Source organism: Parabacteroides sp. CH2-D42-20, assembly GCF_003670185.1.
GTDB classification, from domain to species: Bacteria; Bacteroidota; Bacteroidia; order Bacteroidales; family Tannerellaceae; genus Parabacteroides; species Parabacteroides distasonis.
The window spans coordinates 95,964-113,417 of record NZ_RAYG01000026.1; the positions used below are offsets into that span (position 1 = coordinate 95,964).

Consider the following 17,454-nt stretch of genomic DNA (forward strand, 5'->3'; position numbering starts at 1 on the left):
GTGGGAGGGCGGACGAATCCCGCCCCTGCGGTTTATATCGGGGGGAGGATCGCTCGCTTCCCCCCTTCGGAAATGATCTTAATGACTTAGCATCTCAGCCGTGATCGGCGTGAATTTCTCGGCATCCGATTTACGGAGTTGTACGCTGCCGTCGTTCCAGTTGGAAGGCCAACCTCCGATGATGTGTCCGAGGAATACCAGCTTGATCTCGTGCAAGCCTTTTGCCAAGGCCACGGAGGTGTCATGACGGGAGAAGCGTTTTACCTCGCCACCGTTGTTAACCATCAGCTTGCCGTCGATCCATACCTCCTCTAAATCGGAAGAGATGTAATAAACGCCATCCTCCGGGATATTCACGTAGCCGGTAGCGATAGCGGCGTATTGCTTCACGCCTCGCATGGATTCGGGGGCGGGCACTTGGTTGGTCAGCTCACGGGTCGTCTTGATGACCTGTTTCTTACCGGTCTTCTGAGCAGCCTCCAGATTATTTACGCTTAGGTACATGCCATCGAATACCTCCATGTCGAGGCCCGGGGTCGTCTTGGCTACCTCCTTGGCGGGAGCCAGCGTTTGTTTCTCCACGAGGATCGTGCGAGGCTTACCCATCTTGCCGGAAGGCAACACGGAAGCGATCTTCACGGTCGTAGTCTCTGTGATGTCGAAAGGAGCCGTATATACGGTAGATTCCGGGGTAGGCTCGGTGCCATCCAGCGTGTAGACCATCTTCATCGGACGGTTCGTGGTGAATGTCATGGTAGCCTTGTCCGTGAAAGCCACGAAGTTGCAAGAACCGTTCGGTTGCTCGGGCTGCGGGATGTAGTAGTTGATACCGTGTCCGTCTAGGCGAACCTGAGCGTTGTCCAGACGGCGTTCGAAGTCCTTGTAATCCTTCCGGTCCAGCGGGCTCCAAGCGATCTCGGAGAGGGCTAGGATACGAGGATAGATACGGTACTCCATGATGTCCGTGTTATAAAGGTACTCACTCCATACGTTGCATTGCACGCCCTTGATGAAATGTCCTTTACCGGCCGCTGCCAGCGTGTCGGGGACGGGGTTGTATTTATAGACCCGCTCCGCCGTGGTGAATCCTCCGATAGATACCGGGTTGATCTTGTAGTCGCCTTGGAACTGGTCGATATACATACCCTCGCTTCCCGGGGTCATGATCACGTCGTGGTTCATGCTAGCGGCGGCGATACCGCCTTCCTCACCTCGCCAAGACATTACCGTGGCCGATGGAGCCAGACCTCCCTCGAGGATCTCGTCCCATCCGATCATCTTCTTGCCGTGCTTGTTTACGACCTTCTCCATGCGTTGTACGAAATAGCTCTGCAATTTCTCCTCGGCCGTATGTTCCTTGTCGCCTTTCAAGCCTTCCTTACGGATACGGGCCTGACAAAGCGGGCATTTCTCCCAGCTCGTCTTCGGGCACTCATCGCCTCCGATATGGAAATACTCGCCCGGGAATAGGGGAGCTACCTCGGCGATCACGTCCTCGAAGAACTGGAAGGGTTCTTCCTTCCCGGCGCATAATACGATGTCTTCCACGCCCCAGATGATACGGGGAGTACCCTGCTTACCCTCGCAAGACAGCTCCGGATAGGCGGCGATAGCGGCCATCTCGTGTCCCGGAAGCTCTATCTCGGGAACGATCGTGATGAAACGATCCGCCGCGTATTTAACGATATCCTTCACCTCCTCTTGGGTATAGAAGCCTCCGTACTCGGTACCCTCGCCATCGATGCGCTTAGAGCCGATCTCGGTCAGTTTCGGGTACTTCTTGATCTCGATACGCCATCCTTGGTCGTCGGTCAGGTGCCAATGCATGCGGTTGATCTTGAACAAGGCCAATACATCCAGCTGCTTCTTGATATTCTCTACCGGGATGAAATGGCGGCAGGGGTCTAGCATGATACCACGGTAGCCGAAACGAGGCTCGTCCTTGATAGATACGGCCGGAGCGGTCCATGCGATACCTTTCACGGCGGAAGGGCTCTCGATCTCGGCGGGTAGCAATTGCAAGAACGATTGCATACCGTAGAAAAGACCTTGAGGGGTCTTGGCCTTGATACGGACGCCGCTGTCGGCTACGTCTAACGTGTATCCCTCGTCGTTTACGTCCAGAGAGCCGTCGATAACCAACGAGATACCGTCGGAGGTCTCTTTGTCGGCGGTAGCTATCTGGTAGCCTGTCGCCGTGTTCATTTTAGCCGCGAAGAACTCGGCTACGGTTTTCGCCTCCGGGGTGGAAGCGTAGATCTTCGTGTTTTTGTTTAGCTTGAAGTTTCCCTCGTTCTGCGTAAGGCTGACCGGTGTCGGGATGATGTTGATACCTTGGTTGTAAGCTTTCGCTTTACCGGGAGCATCATCACACGAGGCCATCAGGCCCAAGACAGCGCCGGCGCAGATTGTAGCAAGGAGCTTTTTCATAGAATTAAAAATTGAAAGTTGAAAATTGAATATTGTTTAGATGTTTTTGAGAGTTTAAAAAGAGAATTGAGAGTTGAAGATAAGATGCCGTTTGGCATCCTTTTCAATTCTCAATTCTCAATTTCCTATTTACCATGCGAAGATAGGATATTCCTTCATGATACCGTTCACCTTCTCACGAACGGCGCCGATAGTCTTATCGCATTCGGGAGCGGCCAATACGGTGTCGATCAGTTCCACGATCTCGCCCATAAGCGGCTCTTTAGCGCCACGGGTCGTGATAGCGGGCGTACCCACACGGATACCGGAGGTCTGGAAGGCCGAGCGGCTGTCGAACGGAACCATGTTCTTGTTCACCGTGATGTCGGCGGCTACCAAGGCTTTCTCGGCCACCTTACCGGTCAGGTCGGGGAACTTCGTGCGCAGGTCGATCAGCATGCTGTGGTTGTCCGTACCGCCGGAGATGATCTTGTACCCTTTGTCCGTGAAGGCCTTGGCCATAGCGGCGGCGTTCGCTTTCACCTGTGCTTGGTACGTCTTGTATTCCGGCTCCAAAGCCTCTCCGAAGGCTACGGCCTTGGCCGCGATCACATGCTCCAGCGGACCGCCTTGGATACCCGGGAATACGGCGGAGTCCAACAACTGAGACATCTTCTTGATCTCGCCTTTCGGTGTCTTCTTGCCCCAAGGATTCTCGAAATCCTTACCCAGCAGGATGATACCGCCACGAGGACCCCGCAGGGTCTTATGCGTCGTAGACGTTACGATGTGAGCGTACTCCAGCGGGTTGTTCAGTAAACCGGCGGCGATCAGGCCTGCCGGGTGAGCCATATCGATCATCAATAAGGCGCCTACCTTGTCGGCTATCTCACGCATACGTTTGTAATCCCAGTCACGGGAATAAGCGGAACCACCGCCAACGATCAATTTCGGTTTCTCACGAAGGGCTACTTCCTCCATCTGGTCGTAGTCCACCCGTCCGGTATCTTCCTTTACATTATATTCGGTAGCGTGATAGAGAACGCCGGAGCTATTTACTGGTGAACCGTGGGACAGGTGTCCGCCATGCGACAGGTTCAACCCGAGGAACGTGTCGCCCGGATTCAATACGGCGAAAAATACGGCTGCGTTGGCCTGCGCCCCGGAGTGAGGCTGCACGTTGGCCCATTCGGCGTTGAATAGCTTTTTCAACCGTTCGATAGCGATCGTCTCACTTTGGTCTACTACCTCGCAACCCCCATAATAACGCTTGCCGGGATATCCCTCGGCGTATTTGTTGGTCAGACAGCTTCCCATGGCCTGCATGACCTGGTCGCTGACAAAGTTCTCGGAAGCGATCAACTCAATGCCTTTCAATTGGCGTTGGTGCTCCTTCTCGATAATGTCAAAAATGATGTTGTCTCTTTTCATTACCTCTTAAATTGGTTATTGCAATGATATGTTCCTCATTGAAAAGGAATCCTCGCGAATGTACTATATTATTTTAATACTATTTAAAAGATTCCGTTTAATTATTACAGATGCGCCGGAAACGGCTCCGCTTACCACTTGGTGAGGGTTACGTTTCTGAACTCAACCTCCTTACCCTCGCTCTGTAGCCCGATATGGCCTTCCTTCACCTTGTTGGTTCCGGTGTTCTGGTATACGCCGTTGATGTAAACGGTGATGACGCCGTCTTTCACGAAGATGTTCGCCTCGTTCCACTCTCCGGCGGGCTTCTCGCTGGACGGGTTCACGTTCTTTACGACAGGGAAGAAGGGACGTTCCTCTCCCGGGCGTTGCTGGTACTCGACAAGGTCGGAGCCTCCCAGCAGTACGAACAATCCGGCCCTCCCGGCTTGCAGATTACACTCGATGCCGTTCGGGAAGGGGTTCTTTAGGTCTGCGATATGCAGGAAGATGCCGCTGTTCGCGTTGGAATCCCCATTCGGCCAACGCCATTCCACGTGCAATTTATAGTCGCTGTATTTCTCCTTGGTGTACATATAGCCGAAAGGCTGGCCGGTGATGAAGATCTTACCGTCGCGTACGGAATAGACCTGATCGGCGGGGACGGAGTTTTTGTCGACTACGAAATTCCAGTTAGACAGGTCTTTCCCGTTGAACAGTTTCTCGGTCTTCTGTGCGTTCGCCCCATTGGAGAAACAGAAGAGCGAGGCGGCTAATACAGCCAAAGATAGCATTCTTTTTTTCATGGCATTAAACTCTATTTATAGTATGATTAATCAACGATTAGTTTGCGATAGCGTACCCGTTTCGGCTCGGCGTCGCCCAAGGTCTTACGTTTGTATTCCTCGTATTCGGAATAGGTCCCTTCGTAGAAGACCACGTTGGAATCGCCCTCGAACGACAGGATATGGGTACAGATACGGTCCAAGAACCAACGGTCGTGAGAGACGACGACGGCGCAACCGGCGAAGTTCTCCAGCCCCTCCTCCAAGGCACGTAGCGTGTTCACGTCGATATCGTTGGTCGGCTCGTCGAGCAGCAATACGTTCGCGTCCGCTTTCAGCGTCAGCGCCAGATGCAGGCGGTTACGCTCTCCTCCGGAGAGTACGCCGCATAGCTTCTCTTGATCCGCTCCTGCGAAATTGAATTTAGACAGGTAAGCCCTTGCGTTCACCTCCTTGCCGCCCATACGGATGAATTCTTGTCCGCCGGATACGACTTGGTAAACGGTCTTTTTCGGGTCTATATCCTTATGGGTCTGGTCGGCGTAACCTACTTGTACGGTCTCGCCCACCTCGAAGGTCCCCTTGTCGATGCTTTCCATGCCCATGATCATCTTAAATAAGGTAGTCTTACCGGCACCGTTTGGCCCGATGACTCCCACGATACCGTTCGGGGGAAGCATGAAGTTCAAATCATCGAACAGCAGCTTATCGCCGAACGCCTTCGCCACATGCTGTGCCTCGATCACCTTATTGCCCAAGCGAGGGCCGTTCGGGATGAAGATCTCCAGCTTAGCCTCACGCTCCTTCTGGTCCTCGTTCAAGAGGGCCTCGTACGAGTTCAGACGGGCCTTACCCTTGGCGTGACGGGCCTTCGGCGCCATATTGATCCATTCCAGCTCACGCTCCAAGGTCTTACGGCGTTTGCTGACTTGCTTCTCTTCTTGAGCCATACGCTTCGTCTTCTGGTCTAGCCAAGAGGAGTAATTACCCTTCCAAGGGATACCCTCGCCACGATCCAGCTCAAGGATCCATCCGGCCACGTGGTCTAGGAAGTAACGGTCGTGCGTGATGCAGATAACGGTACCGGCATATTGTTGCAGATGTTGCTCCAGCCAGTCGATCGACTCGGCGTCCAAGTGGTTGGTCGGCTCATCCAACAGCAATACGTCCGGCTGCTGGAGCAGCAATCGGCAAAGGGCCACCCGACGACGCTCGCCTCCGGACAACGTATCCACCACCTGATCCTCCGGCGGACAACGCAAAGCGTCCATGGCACGTTCCAGACGGCTGTCGAGGTTCCATGCGTCCGTAGCGTCGATCTTGTCCTGCAACTCCGCCTGACGGTTGATCAAGGCATCCATCTTATCCGGATCTTCCAGCACCTCCGGATCGCCGAATCGCTCGTTCACCTCCTCATATTCTTTCAAGGTGTCCACGATCTCCTGCACGCCTTCCTGCACGATCTCCTTCACGGTCTTGCCCGGCTCCAACTTAGGGTCCTGCTCCAGATACCCTACGGAATACCCGGGGGAGAAGACCACCTCTCCCTGATAATCCTTATCGATACCGGCGATAATCTTCAGCAACGTAGATTTACCGGAACCATTCAATCCGATGATTCCGATCTTCGCCCCATAGAAAAAGGACAGATATATATTCTTTAAAACCTGTTTTTGAGGCGGAAAGATCTTGTTCACGCCTACCATCGAGAAAATAATCTTCTTATCGTCTGCCATATAATTTTTTGTGTGTTAATTGGTTCCTTAACTTAAAATAATGGTGTACAAATCTACGTAAATATCTTTTATTTTACAAATGAACAAAGATCATAGGTATCAGATATCTACCGATTGCCAAGTTTGGCGTGTGGAGATTACTCGGTTCAATTCTCTTGTGCAAGAAGCCGGTAGATATGCTATGCCTCGGAAGTTGAGCTTTAGCGTTATCATAAATGAGGGTAGGAGAGGTTGTGCGGCGTTGTGGTTAGGACTGTGCGATCATGTGGCTTTAGGTTGTGTGATCCTAACGATTTAGGATTGTGGTTCGTCTTCGTCTCGTGAAGATATGTAACCGGTTTATGCATGATTGTAATACGTGATGTAAAGTGCTTATATCTTGTTTCTTGCATTTGCTCCCCATGAAAAAACTAAAATTTACCCCTCTTGAAATTTGTATAATAAAATAAAACCCCCTATCTTTGCACTCGCATTACAAAAGTAACGCACAGGATGATTCGCTAGCTCAGCTGGTAGAGCACAACACTTTTAATGTTGGGGTCCTGGGTTCGAGCCCCAGGCGGATCACCAAAAGAAAAGCCAAAAGGCGACAAGAAAAAGAAAAGTCCTACAAAATCAATATTTTGTGGGACTTTTTTTATTGTCTTTTGGCAACCTTGACCGCCACGAAAAGGTCACTGACAGACAAAAATTAGTGCCTTATTCGTACCCCCGACAAAATTCTTCAAAAAGGGGTACGAATTGTCGGAAAATGGCGAAATGTTGTCGAGATTTGGCGACCCTGCATTTATCTCATTATGAGTTAATAAAAGTAGTTTTGTAACTTAAAAAATGAGGTATGAAATCAACATTCCGAGTATTGTTCTTCCTGAAACGGGACAAGGTGAAAAAGAACGGTAATATGCCAATCATGGCACGTATTACCATTGACGGGAAATTAGCCCAATTCAACACTAAACTTGAAGTCAATCCTAAAAACTGGTCTGCCAAAACCGGAAAGGTAAATGGCAGAGGAGCGGAATTTACCCGCATGAATGAAATGCTGGATAGCATCAAGGCTACCTTGCACAGACACTATCAGACCATTTTAGAACGGGACAGCTATGTAACCGCAGAGAAAGTACGCAACGTGTTCTTAGGTAAAGAGGAAAAAGCAAAAACTCTCTTACAGGTATTTTCCCAACACAATGAACAATATGCGCTGAAAGTAGGGAAAACAGCCACGCAAAAGACATATACCCGTTATGAACTTACCAAAAATCGCCTTGCCGAATATATCCACGATAAATATAATGTGGAGGATATTACCTTTCGGGAAATAAATGTCGTGTTTATTGAGGGCTTCTACCTGTTTATCCGGGAGAATTACCCGTGTACCCACAATACAGCCATGAAGTTTATACAGCGTTTCAGAACTGTTGTTCTGTTTGCCCACAACTTGGGACTAATTACTTTTAATCCTTTCGGGGCATATAAGCTGAAATTTGAATATGTGGAAAGGGATTTTCTTGAACAAGCAGAATTAGACCGGATATATCAAAAGACATTCGCCAGCAAACGACTGGAGCAAGTTCGTGATATATTTATTTTCAGTTGCTACACTGGACTGTCTTATGTTGATGTCTGCGAACTAACCCCTGAAAATATAAGATTGTCCTTTGACGGCAATTTGTGGATAATCAAGAAAAGACATAAGACAAGCGTAACGTCCAATATTCGATTACTGGATATACCCAAATCCATTTTGCAGAAATATGACGGAAAACTGCCCAATGGTAAACTGTTGCCAGTTATCAGTAATCAGAAGATGAATGATTACTTGAAAGAGATTGCAACTGTTTGTGGGATAAATAAGAAAATCACGTTCCATGTAGCACGCCACAGCTTTGCGACCCTTAGCATAAGTTATGGCGTACCCATTGAAAGCGTTTCCAAAATGTTGGGACACACCAACATAAGAACTACCCAAATCTACGCAAAAATCATAGATACTAAACTTAGCGAGGATATGGACATTTTAGCTAACAAGCTAAATAACAGAAAAATATCAGTCATATAAATACTAACTTAAAAAAATAAGATTATGGACTTGCAGATTATCCAAAACAAGATTTTTGAAGTCAGAGGTTACCGGGTGATGCTTGACTTGCATTTGGCAGAACTCTATCAAGTGGAAACACGAGCTTTGAAACAAGCGGTCAAACGTAACATAGACCGCTTCCCCAGTGATTTCATGTTTGAGTTGAGCAAAGACGAGTGGTTAGGACTTATCACAAATTGTGATAAGTTCCCTGACAATATCCGCCACACGCCCACCCCGCCTATGGCTTTCACCGAACAGGGCGTAGCCATGCTTTCTTCGGTTCTCCGTTCCAAAGTAGCCATAGAAGTAAACATTTCAATCATGCGGGCTTTCGTCCTCATGCGCCAAATGGTAATCGGCTACGAAGAACTATTAAAGCGAATCGAGGAACTGGAGGTAAGCACCGATGCGCAGTTCAACGAACTGTACCAAGCACTTACCCAGCTTTTAAGCCAGTCGAAGCAGCAGAAAGAACGCCATCCGGTAGGTTTCGTTACCTATGAGCGTTCAGGTAACAAATAGGTAACGATTCCGGTAACGAAATCCCACCAAATAAGCTATATTCCAATAAAGTATATTCTTTCACCTTGCGGGCAGTCCACCGACTACCCGCATTTTTTATATCCTTTTCCAACTGGCACATTCCCCGAAACGCCAGCCTTGCGTGGCATGGCCGACTTGTTTTCGTGAAAAGAGCCGTTGGAAACCCGCACAAGAGTATTGCAAGCAAGCTCACAACACCCTTGCCTTTTCCGCCCGCATGGAGTGTTCCCTAAAAGACGGAAGAGGACAGGCACTTTTCCCCTGTTTCCCTATCTGTAAATCTTCCTCATTACGCAGTCCCCCAGCCGGGAGAGTCGTTTTAATCATTTCAATAGGCAAAGGTAGTTACGTGTTCTTCACGATTTTGCAAGGTCGAGCCGTTCCGGTTTGGCGAAAAAATCTTCCCTGCCTTGCGAGGTATTTTTTGCCCAAAACCTTGCAAACTCTAAACACTACCCTTTTACGCCTATGTGAAACGAAAACGACCGACTCGACCGGAAGACGCATAAAAAAAAAGTCGGATTTACGGGAAACAGGAAAAAAGTTCAGTGAAACTTCAACTCCCTCACCTCTCAAATCCGCATAAAATTAAAAACTTCAAAAATTACAGGAATATGGAAGCAACGACATTATCAGAAGCAAGAGTTTATGTAGGCACTTATGGCAAGTATAACAACGGTTCATTGTCCGGTGCATGGCTCGACCTTTCGGAGTATTCGGACAAGGAGGAATTTTACGAAGCCTGCCGGGAGCTGCACAAGGACGAGGAAGATGCGGAATATATGTTTCAGGATTACGAGAATATCCCGGAAGCCCTGATTTCTGAAAGCTGGATTTCTGAAAACTTCTTTACCCTGCGTGATGCGGTGGAGGATTTGAATGACACCGAGCAGGAAGCCTTTTTCGTGTGGTGCAACTACAAAAGCCGTGATTTGGACGAAGAAGATGCGGACGACCTTGTACGGGACTTTCAAGACGAGTATCAAGGGCAATATGACGATGAAGAAGATTTCGCCTATGAAATGGTAGAGGAATGTTACGACCTGCCGGAGTTCGCAAAGACCTACTTTGATTATGAAAAGTTTGCCCGTGACCTGTTTATGTGTGATTACTGGTTTGATGACGGTTTTGTGTTCCGTGCGGCATAACAACCAATCCGGGCGGGGTGTCAAAGCCCTGCCCGCTAAAAACAACCAAGTTTATAACCATAAAAAAATAAGACATCATGCAGTCACTTAACAAAAACGGGTAAGCATTACCCAAACACCGGGAGAAGAAAAGTTCGTGAAATGCTGTTTAGGGGCTTTCAGGGAACAGGTTTATTTTCAATATGACTACCGCCACACGGACAGCGAACTTTTCAGCACGGTAGCCAAAACGCTGGACGAGTGCCGCCGCAGGTGTGACGAATGGGTAGCGAAGAAAGAACGGGGTAATAACAAGTAAATTTCAAGGACATGAAAACGACGGAAGTAAACAAAGAGCTTATCGGCAGACGTTGCGAGTGTATTTTTACGGGCTTAATGGTAACGGGCGTTATCGAGGATATAGAGGACAGCGAACATTCGGCAGCGGTCAAAGTCCGTTTCGACCACCCGCACCAGTGGGGCGATGATTTATATAATGATGTGTGGGCGTGGGGGCGCAAAATTGACGAGTTCGGCACACTGCATCATTTGCAACTGCTGGTAGATAAGCCGGACTTTCAGATAATGACGGTAGTTTTCGGCGAGCCAATCAGCCGGATAGACCGCAGTGTTTTTGAAGATGTGGACACGTGGGGTGTCTGTTCCTTGCAAGGCTGGGTAAACAGCTATGAAAGTGTCCGGTTTGTTGCCATAAACGACCATACGGCGGTTATAACGGGCGAATATAACATGGAACAGGTAAAGGTGTGGTTAGAGAAATACACGTCCATAAAGAGCCTTAAAACCAATTGATAGAGAACGGCGGCTGTTTGCCGCCGCCACTTTCTTTCATGAGTGCCGGAAAAGAAAGTAGCAAAGAAACCCACAAGACTTACTGTGAAATAAACAATTATATGTATTTTTGCAACAAAATCCAAATACGTCATGAAGTCTAAGAAGAATAATTTTTTATTAACCAGTTCTGTAGTCATCACATCAATAGGACTACTTATATTCATTTGGTTTTGTGCTAGAGGATATTTATATGAACAATTTATAATACCAACAGGCGTAATTTCATTGGAAAAATCCTCGCAATTTGGAGATTTTATAGGAGGCTGTTGTGGAGCTTTATTTGCATTAGTTGGAGTTCTTTTGTTATTTGAAACTCTAAAACTACAAAGAACAGAAATAGCTGAAAGCCGATATGTTTTTAAATTACAGCAATTTGATAATATGTTTTTTAACTTGCTTTCGTTATATAATTCTATTATATCTTCAATGCAAGGTAAATCGTTTTTTACGCAAAAGCAACAATCTATATATAATAATTTCAACCAAAATGGAGGACGTAAAGTTGCTAAAAAAGCGTATCTAAGTTTTTATGCAGAGAATGAGCCCAATATTGCTCAATATTTTAGGGTACTGTATCAAATTTTTAGTTTAATTTCACATAGCGGACTCAATGAAGAGGACAAAGTGAAATATGCGAAAATAGCACGAGCTCAGTTGTCTAAAGATGAAGTGTTCTTTTTGTATTATAATGCTAATACTATATATGGCAGCAAATTTCGTGAATATATTAACGAATTTAATATCACAAAGCATTTATCTATCCTTGATAAACTTGAATTTAAAAAATATTGCAGACAACTTACTGATATAGAAAATCATTTGTTACATGTTGCTTTTTTTGAAATACGAAAAGGACTGAAAGAATGTATTAAACAAAACAAAGAATGGTATAAAACATTTTTACAAGGAGCCGTAGCTGTTAAATGTACTAAAACGAATGCATCTAAAATCAAATTTATTGTTATAAAGACATCAAAAGAAGTACCTGATGATATTCAGCAGGGTTTGGGCTTTAATGAATTTAACATAGAACAATTCACTGCATTATTTTATGATTTTTTAATTGATACTCTTTTATACTCCAATTTTTTTATCAAAAACGATAAGAATTTGATTATAACTCCAAACACAATATCTGTGGATGCAAAAACAACTATTACTTATAATATAGAAAATAGAGGGAATAAAGATATAGAAATCATATAATAAACAGTCTTATACCTCTATAAGTCTGCTTATTATATGATATCATTTATATTTTCATATCACATTACATATGCCTACGACTGTTATCTCACTTCGCTGTCATTATTGAACGATAGCGAAAGTTGCTGCACCTGCCCGAAGCTGTCAATTACATAAATGTCAATCGTCTGCTGGTCTGTCGATGCCGAGGTGTAATAGAGCCTGAACGTTTCTTTTTCCAGCGGGTACAGGTCATTGGGCAGGAACACCGTGCCGTTATCCATTTCCAGCTTCCCTTTGCCGTCCGGCTGGAAATACCGTATCTGATAGGTAGTCGGCTGGTAATAGCCGCCACGCACCAGTCGGCAGCGTATTTCGGCGGTTTCCCCGACTTTCAGCCTTTTGGGTACTGGCAGCGTTTCGATGCTGAACGGGTACGCTTGCTGAATATCCAAGTTGTCATTACAGGCGGTGACAAGCACAAGGGCGGCCACGATGTAGCAGCCCATGATGATTTTATACATTACATTCTTCATATACATTATTATATAGCGGTCAGTTGATAATGAATTTCAGTCCCAAAGATACCTGCGAGTGGAACTTGCCTATGTCCGAGCCGAACAGCGCCCGTTCCCTTGCGTTCAGTAGCAGAGCCACCCGGTCGGTCAGGTAGGCTTCCAGTTCCAGCGTCAGCGCACCGCCGTACACAAAACAGTCCTTATCCAGCAAAGTAGAGCCGTCCGGCAAGAGTTTTTGGCTTCGGTTGCTTGTTTCATACCCGGCGAGTGCCGACAGTCCCAGCGAGAGGAAAAAGGTCTTTCGTCTGTCCGAAAGGAATTTCAGGTAATAGCCGCCCTCTGCGGTGAACTGTTCGACTGGTATTCTTATATCCTTGTAGTCATACTTTTTGTGCAGGTATTCCCCGCCAATCACCCAGCGGTTGGCGTTCTTGGTGTAAACGCTGTACGCCGCCCCGATATGGTAGGCGAAATCCGTGTTGTCGTTCCAATGCATCCCGTCCGCCATGCCCGCCGTGACCTGCAAGCCTTTCATGCCCGGCAGGTATCTTTGTGCGTGTGCCTGAAACGAGGTCAGGCACAGCACAAAGAGTATTCCGATAAATAGAAACCGTTTCATCCCTATTTGATTTTTAGTTCGTTAATCACTTCTGCGTTCACGATGTCGGAATTTTCCACCCGGATAACCTGATGCCGCCCACCGTTCTTCTCGTAGAGTTCCACCAACAGCAGCTTGTCGTCAGGAATGGTGAACTTCGGCAGGGCGTACACCGTGCGCACGGTAGTTTTCCCGGCTATCTCTATCACCTCGTTGTAGCTGCGTACCGCATCCAGCACCGTTTCCTGAATAGCCGTGCGCTTCGGCACTTTCTTATCGACTATCTTAAACTTGATGAAGTCGGTATCGAAAGGCACGTTGGAACTGTTCTTTGTCTGCGTGTGTACATAGAGCATCCCGTTATAGGTGTAAATTCCCTTGATTAAGAACTGGATGCCGAAACGCTTGCTACCCAAGTGGCGCACTTTCCGGTCATTGTTCTTGTAGATACTCTGCAGTATCAGTTTCACCAATAGCGGGCTTTCGTTACCCAGTTCCCGGAAATAGATGTTCATGCGGGTATGCGAAAAGTCGCTGGTGTCCTCGTTCTCCAAGAAGTCTTTCATTTCGATGTTGAGCATTTCCGGTTCACGGGCATATTTGGCGTTGAATGAAAAGAAACTGCCGTCCTCGCAAATGACGGAGAAGTTCGTTTCGCCCGGAAAGCCCTCTGTCGTGGCTTTCACCCTGATTACGTTCTCCGCACCGTCCGCCTTGCCCGCTATGATGTGGTTGCTTCCCAAATCAACATAGCGGACGGCGGCGGGGAAGATGATGTGTACCGTCTTGGCAAAGGTCACTTCCACGCCGTAGGGCGTTACCATTTGGCGGTACGGGAGTTTCCGGGTAATCCCCTGATACAAGTTGTTGCCAGCCGCATACTTCACGGTGTCAGCGGTTTGTGCGTTTGCCGCACACACGCCCAGCAAGAGGGCGAAAAATACAAAAATCTGTTTCATCGCAAATTGAAATTTTAGTGGTTAAATAATTATTGTTGTTTGGCGTAAAGCATGACTTTATAGCCTGCTTTCAGTTTTACTTTTACAGTCCTGAACTTTTTCGCAAGATAGCCGGACGTTCCTTGCAGCAACCCCCTTGTCACGTCCATAGCCACCTGCTGCCCGGCACTCCGTGCAAAGGAAATGCTTGTACCCAGCCCGCTTCCGATATTCGCCATAGCTTCGTTGAACGCTTCCTGCTCCATAGAGGACGGCACAGATAATCCCTTTTGCCCGTCCGTGTCAAACACGGCGAGTTCCACCGGGATGATATTGCCCGCATACTCAATCGAGGACACCTGTATGTCGAGCCGTTCGCCCTGCACCTTTGCCGTCCCCGCCACAAGGGTATTCTTCGGCACAACGATGCTGCCCGCCTGCATGGGTTCGAGCAGCCGTAGTTTCACCGCCTGCCCGTCCGTCAGGGTTTGGTCTTGGTGGATGCAGGCGGCTATCGTGTTCCTGCCCATAGCGTAGCCCGTGCCTACTGCCGTGTTGAAGCCGTAGTTTCGTGGCTGGCTGTAAGCCCGGATGAAGTCGGCATCGCTCATGGGCTGCTGCAATCCCGATACGGTCGTTTCCCGGATAGCCTGCACCGGGATAGCCGGAGTGCCGATACCGCCGCCGTTCTGCCCGGCTGTCGGTATTTGGGCAATCTGCCCCCTTTGTCCGTCCTGCCCGTTCATGTACTTTGCCGCCAGCTCGTAGGATTTTTCCAAGAGTGCCATTTGGTCGTCTGCCGTAGGCGTAGCGTTCTGCTGTTGTTGCAGTCGGTCGGTCAGTTCCGCCACCTGCCGCTTCAAGTCCTCTTTTTCCTCGTCCACCGCCGGGGTTTCGTAGAACGTGCTTAACTGGCGGTTGATGTCCCGGTAAGCGTTTGCCGAATAAGAAGTACCGCCGCCCCTTTGGGGCTGCACATCTTCTTCCGGCATCAGGTCGATTTCCGCTTGCGGTTCTTCCGTTTCATCGTCCCCCGTGAAACCGAAGTCCTGCAAGGACTGTATCTTGTCCTGCTGCTTGCGGTTCAGCATCGCCTGTTCGTAAGCCTTTTGCTTGTCGGCTATAATCCCGTCCTCTGCGGGCAGGGGTATGTCGGCATTGAAGCCGCCCACGCTCTCCACATTCACGTCCTCTTTGCCGGAGGGGGCGAATATCAGGTACATACACCCGGCAAAGGCAAGGAACATCAGCGGGAAGACTATCATTTTCCTGCGCTGCTGTACCTGTTGGGGTGTCAGTTCCCGTTTGGGCTTCTTTTCCTTTTCGGGCTTCCCGTCCGTCTGTGGTACGGTCGTGCCGTTCTCATTCTTCTGTACTTCTTCCATATTCCGGTCTGTTTAAGGGGTTGATACTGTTGATTGTGTCATTGCCTTGCAATGGCAGTTGTTTGATATGTTCTATTTGCAAGCGTTGTCCGTCCCGTTTCCCCATGTTGTAGATTGATGAAACGGTGATGTAGATAGACAAGCCGCCAAAGAAGAAGAACATCACGAGGATAACCGCCAGCCTTTTGCCCGGCGTAATCCGTCCGCACATTCGGCGCAGGCAGTCGTCCGCCCAGTCCTGCACCTTTTCGATGTAGTTTCGTTTTCTCTCCATAAGGCTACCTCTTAACGGTTTGCAAATCCTTGTTCTCGGTAATGGTGAACGCTTCGATGATGAAGCCGTGCGGGTTGTTGTCGCTCCGTGTGGCGTTGAGCAACCGGCACGAGGTCACAAGGCTGCGCACCGTCAGGCTGCTTTCCCGGACAATCAACTGGCGGGCATACGTGTTCACCTTGTAGGGGTACTGGTCGAAGTCGCACTTCACGCTGTCAATCTCCACCGTCTGCGTGACGTTTCCGGAAATCACCCGGTTGTAGTAACCCTTTTCCGCCAAGTCCTTGTAATAGTTGAAAGCAGTCTTGTCGGCAAGGAACAGCGAGCGTTTGATGTTACTCTCGATAGCCCCCTTGTCGGGCGAGAGCGTGAAGAAAAGCTCGTGGAAACGCCGCACGTGTGATTTGGCTTCCACTGGTCTGTTCTGTGCCATGTCCTGCGAGAGTGCCAGCATCAGGCTTTTGCCGTTGTCGAGGACGTATATCTTTTGCCGCTGCTTTTCGGCGAAGCTGTACGAGTTCCACACGGCAAAGCCCGTCACCAGTGCGCACAGGCAGATGAATACCAGCGTAAAGAGCCGGATTTGCCGGAAACTCGTTTCGATGTTCGTTAATGATTTAAATTCCATATACTAAATTTTGATGTTGGTTATTTGAGTAGTTTTCCGGTTACTTTCCCGCTTGCCGCACCGACCGCAGCCCCGGCGATTGACCCAGCCCGTGCCACGTTGCGGTTATAGGCGGACGTGCCGCCAGCCGACACTATCCAGCTTGCCACCGTTGGAATGGTGAAGTAGCCCACGATACCGATTATCATAAAGATTACATACACGGTGCTGCTCCCGTCAGGAATGAAATTCGGGTCTGAAAGTTCCTGAATGTCCTTTTGGAGCATCAGCGTTTGTATGCGTGCCAGCACGCTGCTGAACAGGTCGGACACGGGCAACCACAGGTAAATGGAGATATAGCGTGAAATCCACTGGGTCAGCGTGCTTTGGAAACCGTCATAGACGGAAATCGCAAACGCCAGCGGACCCAGTATCGAAAGCACAATCAGGAAGAACGTGCGCAGCGTGTCTATAATCAGCCCCGCCGCCTGAAAGAGCATTTCCAACAGTTCCCTGAACCAGTCCCGGACGGACTTCTTGATGTTGTACGCCGCCCTGTCCATGTACATACCCGTCATAGTCACCATGTCGGAGGGCGACCAGCCCAGTTCTTCCAGTTGCCTGTCAAATTCCTCGTCCGATGCGAGGTAAGCCGTTTCGGGGCTTCGCATCAGGGCTTCATATTCCAGTCGGTCTTTTTGCGCCCGGTACTCGTTCATGTCGAAAGTCTGCGTTTCCATAAGCTGGTTGCATCCTTTCACCACTGGCGACAGCACCGTGTTGATAGTCCCCAGTACGAACGTGGGAAAGAACATGATGCACAGCCCCAGCGCAAAGGGACGCAGGAGCGGGTACACGTCTATGGGTTCGGCACGTGCGAGCGACTGCCACACTTTTGCCGCCACGTAGAACAAAGCCCCCAATCCGGCAATACCTTTCGCTACCCCCGTCATGTTGCTGCACAAGGGCATCATTTCATCGTACAGCACCCGCAACACTTG

16 protein-coding genes, 1 tRNA gene and 1 pseudogene are annotated in these 17,454 nt (G+C 48.7%); 7 read left to right on the plus strand and 11 right to left on the minus strand.

Annotated elements, in window-relative coordinates; all coding sequences use genetic code 11:
- Positions 1–78: 78 nt before the first annotated feature.
- From D7V92_RS15670 to ettA, 4 genes are all read right to left on the minus strand, one after another.
- The gene (locus D7V92_RS15670) at positions 79–2,430 is read right to left on the minus strand and encodes a family 20 glycosylhydrolase (RefSeq protein WP_121773256.1); all 2,352 of its coding nucleotides are present in this window, start codon (positions 2,428–2,430) and stop codon (positions 79–81) included.
- A 129-nt stretch (positions 2,431–2,559) separates the two neighbouring features.
- A complete protein-coding gene (gene glyA, locus D7V92_RS15675) occupies positions 2,560–3,840 on the minus strand; it encodes a serine hydroxymethyltransferase (protein ID WP_005856586.1) in 1,281 nt (426 codons plus the stop codon).
- A gap of 131 nt (positions 3,841–3,971) precedes the next feature.
- Complete coding sequence (locus D7V92_RS15680) at positions 3,972–4,625, minus strand: DUF1080 domain-containing protein (protein WP_005868394.1); 654 nt, start codon at positions 4,623–4,625, stop codon at positions 3,972–3,974.
- A 26-nt stretch (positions 4,626–4,651) separates the two neighbouring features.
- Entirely contained in the window at positions 4,652–6,340 is a 1,689-nt protein-coding gene (ettA, locus tag D7V92_RS15685) for an energy-dependent translational throttle protein EttA (RefSeq protein WP_005856590.1), read from the minus strand.
- A gap of 494 nt (positions 6,341–6,834) precedes the next feature.
- Between ettA and D7V92_RS15690 the strand changes: the two genes are divergently transcribed.
- The 7 genes and pseudogenes from D7V92_RS15690 to D7V92_RS15730 all read left to right on the plus strand — a co-directional run bounded on the left by D7V92_RS15690 (position 6,835) and on the right by D7V92_RS15730 (position 12,154).
- Positions 6,835–6,910: transfer RNA gene (locus tag D7V92_RS15690), tRNA-Lys, on the plus strand.
- Between the two features lie 268 nt (positions 6,911–7,178).
- Positions 7,179–8,399, plus strand: coding sequence for a site-specific integrase (locus D7V92_RS15695; protein WP_121773257.1), 1,221 nt, complete (start codon positions 7,179–7,181; stop codon positions 8,397–8,399).
- A 24-nt stretch (positions 8,400–8,423) separates the two neighbouring features.
- On the plus strand, positions 8,424–8,945 hold the full coding sequence (locus D7V92_RS15700; protein ID WP_121773258.1) for an ORF6N domain-containing protein: 522 nt from the start codon (positions 8,424–8,426) through the stop codon (positions 8,943–8,945).
- 635 nt (positions 8,946–9,580) lie between these two features.
- Complete coding sequence (locus D7V92_RS15715; protein WP_121773260.1) at positions 9,581–10,114, plus strand: antirestriction protein ArdA; 534 nt, start codon at positions 9,581–9,583, stop codon at positions 10,112–10,114.
- Between the two features lie 77 nt (positions 10,115–10,191).
- A pseudogene (locus D7V92_RS15720) lies at positions 10,192–10,412 on the plus strand (DUF3873 domain-containing protein).
- A gap of 11 nt (positions 10,413–10,423) precedes the next feature.
- On the plus strand, positions 10,424–10,906 hold the full coding sequence (locus D7V92_RS15725) for a hypothetical protein (RefSeq protein WP_121773261.1): 483 nt from the start codon (positions 10,424–10,426) through the stop codon (positions 10,904–10,906).
- 132 nt (positions 10,907–11,038) lie between these two features.
- On the plus strand, positions 11,039–12,154 hold the full coding sequence (locus tag D7V92_RS15730; RefSeq protein WP_121773262.1) for a putative phage abortive infection protein: 1,116 nt from the start codon (positions 11,039–11,041) through the stop codon (positions 12,152–12,154).
- Between the two features lie 83 nt (positions 12,155–12,237).
- Here the strand turns inward: D7V92_RS15730 and D7V92_RS15735 are convergent, their stop codons facing one another.
- The 7 genes from D7V92_RS15735 to traJ form a co-directional block, all read right to left on the minus strand.
- Positions 12,238–12,675 carry a DUF3872 domain-containing protein gene (locus D7V92_RS15735; protein WP_121773263.1) on the minus strand — a complete coding sequence of 146 codons (438 nt, stop codon included), beginning with the start codon at positions 12,673–12,675 and terminating at the stop codon, positions 12,238–12,240.
- A gap of 13 nt (positions 12,676–12,688) precedes the next feature.
- Positions 12,689–13,270: a conjugal transfer protein TraO gene (locus D7V92_RS15740; protein ID WP_121773264.1), complete on the minus strand. Its 582-nt coding sequence runs from the start codon at positions 13,268–13,270 to the stop codon at positions 12,689–12,691.
- 2 nt (positions 13,271–13,272) lie between these two features.
- The gene (gene traN, locus D7V92_RS15745; protein WP_121773265.1) at positions 13,273–14,208 is read right to left on the minus strand and encodes a conjugative transposon protein TraN; all 936 of its coding nucleotides are present in this window, start codon (positions 14,206–14,208) and stop codon (positions 13,273–13,275) included.
- A 29-nt stretch (positions 14,209–14,237) separates the two neighbouring features.
- Positions 14,238–15,572: a conjugative transposon protein TraM gene (gene traM, locus D7V92_RS15750; protein WP_121773266.1), complete on the minus strand. Its 1,335-nt coding sequence runs from the start codon at positions 15,570–15,572 to the stop codon at positions 14,238–14,240.
- Entirely contained in the window at positions 15,550–15,846 is a 297-nt protein-coding gene (locus tag D7V92_RS15755; RefSeq protein WP_121773267.1) for a TraL conjugative transposon family protein, read from the minus strand. Before D7V92_RS15755 ends, traM begins: the two co-directional genes overlap by 23 nt.
- A 4-nt stretch (positions 15,847–15,850) precedes the next feature.
- The gene (traK, locus tag D7V92_RS15760; protein ID WP_121773268.1) at positions 15,851–16,474 is read right to left on the minus strand and encodes a conjugative transposon protein TraK; all 624 of its coding nucleotides are present in this window, start codon (positions 16,472–16,474) and stop codon (positions 15,851–15,853) included.
- 20 nt (positions 16,475–16,494) lie between these two features.
- The coding region (traJ, locus tag D7V92_RS15765; RefSeq protein WP_121773272.1) for a conjugative transposon protein TraJ at positions 16,495–17,454 on the minus strand (960 nt) is incomplete at its 5' end.

Bases quoted from the DNA above. Each gene is read 5' to 3' on its own strand.
- glyA (WP_005856586.1), bottom strand. From the start codon at position 3,840: ATGAAAAGAGACAACATCATTTTTGACATTATCGAGAAGGAGCACCAA.
- D7V92_RS15755 (WP_121773267.1), bottom strand. From the start codon at position 15,846: ATGGAGAGAAAACGAAACTACATCGAAAAGGTGCAGGACTGGGCGGAC.
- traN (WP_121773265.1), bottom strand. From the start codon at position 14,208: ATGAAACAGATTTTTGTATTTTTCGCCCTCTTGCTGGGCGTGTGTGCG.
- ettA (WP_005856590.1), bottom strand. From the start codon at position 6,340: ATGGCAGACGATAAGAAGATTATTTTCTCGATGGTAGGCGTGAACAAG.
- D7V92_RS15735 (WP_121773263.1), bottom strand. From the start codon at position 12,675: ATGTATATGAAGAATGTAATGTATAAAATCATCATGGGCTGCTACATC.
- D7V92_RS15680 (WP_005868394.1), bottom strand. From the start codon at position 4,625: ATGAAAAAAAGAATGCTATCTTTGGCTGTATTAGCCGCCTCGCTCTTC.
- D7V92_RS15740 (WP_121773264.1), bottom strand. From the start codon at position 13,270: ATGAAACGGTTTCTATTTATCGGAATACTCTTTGTGCTGTGCCTGACC.
- traK (WP_121773268.1), bottom strand. From the start codon at position 16,474: ATGGAATTTAAATCATTAACGAACATCGAAACGAGTTTCCGGCAAATC.
- D7V92_RS15715 (WP_121773260.1), top strand. From the start codon at position 9,581: ATGGAAGCAACGACATTATCAGAAGCAAGAGTTTATGTAGGCACTTAT.
- traM (WP_121773266.1), bottom strand. From the start codon at position 15,572: ATGGAAGAAGTACAGAAGAATGAGAACGGCACGACCGTACCACAGACG.
- D7V92_RS15700 (WP_121773258.1), top strand. From the start codon at position 8,424: ATGGACTTGCAGATTATCCAAAACAAGATTTTTGAAGTCAGAGGTTAC.
- D7V92_RS15670 (WP_121773256.1), bottom strand. From the start codon at position 2,430: ATGAAAAAGCTCCTTGCTACAATCTGCGCCGGCGCTGTCTTGGGCCTG.
- D7V92_RS15730 (WP_121773262.1), top strand. From the start codon at position 11,039: ATGAAGTCTAAGAAGAATAATTTTTTATTAACCAGTTCTGTAGTCATC.
- D7V92_RS15695 (WP_121773257.1), top strand. From the start codon at position 7,179: ATGAAATCAACATTCCGAGTATTGTTCTTCCTGAAACGGGACAAGGTG.
- D7V92_RS15725 (WP_121773261.1), top strand. From the start codon at position 10,424: ATGAAAACGACGGAAGTAAACAAAGAGCTTATCGGCAGACGTTGCGAG.